This is a genomic window from Treponema sp. R6D11 (genome assembly GCF_054786075.1).
Genome location: NZ_BDHD01001120.1, coordinates 1 through 383, shown reverse-complemented (window position 1 = coordinate 383; position 383 = coordinate 1). Strand labels below are relative to the sequence as shown.

The window sequence follows — 383 nt, the reverse complement described above, 5'->3', positions numbered from 1 at the left end:
GCTCCTGGGGCGACGGACTGAAAAACATCGTGGAGGAGCGTTTAACCGCCCTTGTAAAAACGCAACCAACGGCGGGGGAGACTTTTTCCCCAAATTCCGATGACGGGAGCGACCCTACATTTTGGGGGCTTTTAAGGCTGTTATTTTCCCTATGCGCCAAAAAGGCAAAAGGGGACGTAATGGTGGTGGAACAAGGAATGGGCGGTCGGCTGGATTCAACCAATGTGCTTGATCCGCTGGTTAGCGAAATTACATTAATCGGGTTGAAACACAAAAATTTTTTAGGCAAAACAATAGATGCGATTGCGGAAGAAAAAGCTGGAATTATAAAAAAGGCAAACCTTTAGTATTGGCAAAACAATGCGAGCAAGCGTTAAAAGTAT

At 45.7% G+C, this 383-nt stretch carries 1 pseudogene; it reads left to right on the top strand.

Going from position 1 to position 383, the window contains the following annotated elements:
* Window positions 1-347: pseudogene (locus ACYVTD_RS17745) on the top strand (tetrahydrofolate synthase); the annotation flags it as partial.
* Window positions 348-383: the final 36 nt, after the last annotated feature.